Origin of the sequence: uncultured Clostridium sp. (genome assembly GCF_947036855.1) — a bacterium.
GTDB lineage: Bacteria > Bacillota > Clostridia > Clostridiales > Clostridiaceae > Sarcina.
On the sequence record NZ_CAMQRY010000175.1, the window covers coordinates 1 to 4146 of the forward strand.

Consider the following 4146-nt stretch of genomic DNA (forward strand, 5'->3'; position numbering starts at 1 on the left):
GAAGTACATGATGGAGTTGGTCATGTTTTATCAACAACAATGATACAACTTGCTGCTATGGAGAGAGTTGGAAAAATAACAGATAATCCACTAGGAGAGATGGCAGGAGAACTTAGGAACTTTGTATCTAGTAGTTTTAATGAGGTTAAAGTAGCTATAAGAGAGTTAAAACCAGATGAATATTCAGATATTGAAGGTATTATTAGAATTTCAGAGCTTTGTAAAAATATAGAAAAGTTTTCAGGAATAGATATAAGACTTACTATACTTGGAGAAAAATGGACTTTTGAGGGGAAGCAGATAGTTAATATTTATGGAACTTGCAAAGAAATATTATCTAATGCTGTAAAGTATAGTAATGCAAGTAAGATACAGATTGTATTTAAGTTTTATGAAGATGAACTTCTAATGACATTTAAGGATAATGGAATTGGAATAGAAGAAATAAAAGAAACAGGGGTAGGACTTAAAAGTATTAGAGAGAGAATACAAGAGATAAACGGAAGTGTATTTATGAAATCTAAAGTTAATGATGGGATGTTTATTAAAATAATTATTCCAAGAAGCTATGGGGGTATATATGGAGAAGATTAAATTATTAATTACAGATGATGAAAGGCTTATAAGAGAGGGCCTTGCTATGATGCTTGCAACTTTTCCTGATATTGAAATTGTAGGGAAAGCACAAGATGGATATGAGGCACTTGAAATTTGTAATAATAAAAGTGTTGATATAGTTTTAATGGATATAAGAATGGCAAAGTGTGATGGAGTTCAAGGAACAAGAATTATAAAAGAACAGTTTAGCAATATAAAAGTTATTATTTTAACTACATTTAAGGATAGTGAATATATAAATAGTGCTTTTAAATATGGTGCATATGGATATCTCTTAAAAGATAGTTCACCAGAGGTAATATATGAGGGGATAAAGTCTGCTGTAAGTGGAAATATGATTATAAATCATGAGATGGCAGAAAAAATAATTCATAAAGGTATTGATGAAGAAGAGAAGTGTAATATAGATAAGTTTAATTTGACAGAGAAAGAGATAAATATTATAAAAGGGATAGCTGATGGACTTACTAATAAAGAAGTTGCAGGAGAACTTTTCTTGTCAGAGGGAACTATAAAAAATAATATAACAAATATACTATCAAAGCTTGAACTTAGAGATAGGACGCAGATAGCAATTTTTGCTTTTAAAAATAAAATCGTGACTTAGGTCACTTTAGATAGTTACTTTGAGTGGTAGGTAGCCCCTTTAATTTATAATACAATAATATTGTAAGATAGATTAAGGGGGTTTTTAAATGTCAGTTTTAAAAATTAGCAATGTAACAAAGAGATTTAAAGATAAAATAGTTTTAGATAATATTAGCTTAGAAATAGAAGAGGGTGAAGTTTTTGGGTTTATAGGACCAAATGGAGCTGGTAAATCTACAATGCTAAATATAGTAACAGGAATACTTGGAGCAGATGGTGGAAATGTAGAGATTTGTGGCTTTGATATAGAGAAAGAAGATTTAAAAGCAAAGGCTTGTATAGGATATGTAATGCAAGACCTTGCTATAATGGAAAGTTTAAATGCCTATGATAATCTTGAATACTTTGGAGCATTTTATGGTCTTTCAGGAAAGCTTTTAAAAGAAAGAATACAAGAAGCATTAGAGCTTACAGGACTTACAGATACAAAGAAGAAAAAGGTAGCAAAATTTTCAGGTGGAATGAAGAGAAGACTTAACATGGCAATTGGAATATTGCATCATCCAAAATTTTTAATACTTGATGAACCAACAGTTGGTGTAGATGTACAGTCAAGAAATCATATATTTAACTTTATAAAAAATGTAGCAAAAAAATGGGGAACAACAGTTTTATATACTTCTCACTATATGGAAGAGGTTGAGGAACTTTGTGATAAATTATTCATTATGGATAAAGGAAAAGAAATAGCATCAGGAACAAAGCAAGATATTCTTTCTACATTCTCAAAAAATAAAAATATAAAAATTTGTGCAAATAAAATAACGAATGATTTTATAAAGAATATTGAATCACTTGCTGGAGTTATAAAAGTTTCTGATGAGAATAAAAAGATTAAATTAATAGTATCAGATGATTTTAATATAACAAGTATTTTAAAAGTTTGTGATGAGTATGGAATTATTATTGAAAAGATAAATTATATTGAAGAAAAACTTGAAGATATATTTATAGAGCTTACAGGAAGTACGCTAAGAGATTAAGGAGGGGATAACTTTGAAAAATACAATAACTATTTTAAAAATAGGACTTAAAGAAATAATGAAAACCCTACCATTAATGATAATGATGTATTTAGTATTTCCAATAGTTTTATCATCTATGGGAGGAGGCTATAGTACTTTTGACAAAGTGGAGAAGTTCACAGAATTATCGATTGTTGATAATGATAAGTCAGAGCTATCTAAAAGTCTTATAAAGTTTTTAGAGGGGAATAATATAAAAGTTATAAAAGATAATAGTTTAAGTCTTATAATTGAAAAAGGTTATGAAAATTCAATAACTGATGGTGAAAATTATAAGCTAATACTAAATGAAGAAGGAAAAGTAATGTCAAATGGTTCAAAGATAAAAAATATACTAGATATGTATCATAAATCACTTTATATTGGTATGAATGGTGGAAATGGAGAAGAGGCATTTAATGATGTTACAAGTTTGGCAATAAAGTTTGAGGAGTTTAGTAGCTCAAAAGATAAAAAAGGAAATGCAAAAGGTGATATGATAGTATCTTTTGTAGGATTTTTAGTAGGAACATTTTTATTAACTAAAGTACAAGGTAAAAAGAATAAAAATTTCAAAGAAATAATAGAGAGAAAAACAGCAATGCCAAAATCAAAAAATACTCTTATTTTATATGAGGTCCTAAAAGATGGATTAGAATTTGCTCTTATAATAGCAGTTTATATAACTGTATTTAGAATATGGGGAGTTGCATTTACAGGAAGTGTAGTAGAACTTATATTAATGGGACTGGGAACAACAATTTTGGCTGCAAGTGCTAGTATGTTTTTTAAATGCATGTTTTCACATGATACAGGTATGACAATAACAATGCCGATTATGATGATAACTATGCTAAGCAGTTATTCAGATGTAGGTGGAATTATTGAAAAAATAACAAAATTAAATCCGTTTGCATATATAACTAAAATGTTTAATTTAAGTAGTGGAGGTGCAGGAGTAGGAGTAATATTACAAAATGTTAGTATTGTAATATTTGCAGCTATTGTAATAAATATAATAACAGTATTAAGAGTAAAATATAAGAAGGTGGTTATGCAATGATTTCAAGGTTTATATATGTAAATATAAAAAGGTATCTTAAAAATCCAACAATGATTTCAATGGTAGTTGCATTACCAATAATAGTAGCTATAGGCATGAATTTTTTATTAACTAGTGAGCAGGGATTGAAAATAATTACAATTGATAATGACAAGACTAAGGTATCAGAAGAATTTTTAGAGGATTTAAGTCAAGAGTTTGATATAGAAGTAATAACAAAGAAGGAATTTGAAAACCCTGATTTTGAAAGTGGTAGTGCAGGTATTTTGATGACTTTAGATAAAGGATATGGGGAAGCTATTTCAAAAGGAGAATTACCAAGTGTAAAAATTAAAGAACTCAAAGAAAGTCAAAATAATAAATTTTTAGCAATGGAAATAGACTCAGCTATAAAACTTGATGCACAGAATGAAAAGTTTTCAGAATATACAGGGAGTTCTATAAAGGCAGAAGTAGTACAAAAAGATAAATTAAAGATGGGATTAATAATTGGTCTTTTAATATCTTATTATATATTTATAGGCTCAACAGTTATAACAACTGATATTTTAGAAATGAAAAATAACAATATTTTAAAAAGAGCAATTTCAACAGCAAATAAAAATTATAAAATTATGGTGGGGTTATTTGTTGGTTCATTTATATTTCTTGCATTATCAGGAGTTATAAGTTTTGTGGGAAGTAAGAAAATTAGTAAGCTACTTGATGATGTAAGCATGTTAAATGGAATAGTAGCTATGTTACTTATAAGTTTATTCTCAATTTCTCTTACAGTATTTTTTGTAAGATGGTTTAAAAATAAGGATATAATAG

At 28.1% G+C, this 4146-nt stretch carries 5 protein-coding genes; all 5 read left to right on the top strand.

From position 1 onward, the window contains the following. On the top strand, nucleotides 1-594 hold a 594-nt coding region (locus Q0V15_RS12205), incomplete at its 5' end, for a sensor histidine kinase (RefSeq protein WP_297439407.1). Then, nucleotides 581-1225 carry a response regulator transcription factor gene (locus Q0V15_RS12210; RefSeq protein ID WP_297439409.1) on the top strand — a complete coding sequence of 215 codons (645 nt, stop codon included), beginning with the start codon at nucleotides 581-583 and terminating at the stop codon, nucleotides 1223-1225. The genes Q0V15_RS12205 and Q0V15_RS12210, both read left to right, overlap by 14 nt. Before the next feature lie 88 nt (nucleotides 1226-1313). Then, nucleotides 1314-2249, top strand: a complete 936-nt coding sequence (locus tag Q0V15_RS12215) for an ABC transporter ATP-binding protein (protein ID WP_297439410.1) — start codon at nucleotides 1314-1316, stop codon at nucleotides 2247-2249. A 13-nt stretch (nucleotides 2250-2262) separates the two neighbouring features. Next, nucleotides 2263-3333: an ABC transporter permease gene (locus tag Q0V15_RS12220; protein WP_297439412.1), complete on the top strand. Its 1071-nt coding sequence runs from the start codon at nucleotides 2263-2265 to the stop codon at nucleotides 3331-3333. Next, nucleotides 3330-4146 (top strand): ABC transporter permease (locus Q0V15_RS12225; RefSeq protein ID WP_297439414.1); only part of this gene is annotated, 817 nt, incomplete at its 3' end. The genes Q0V15_RS12220 and Q0V15_RS12225, both read left to right, overlap by 4 nt.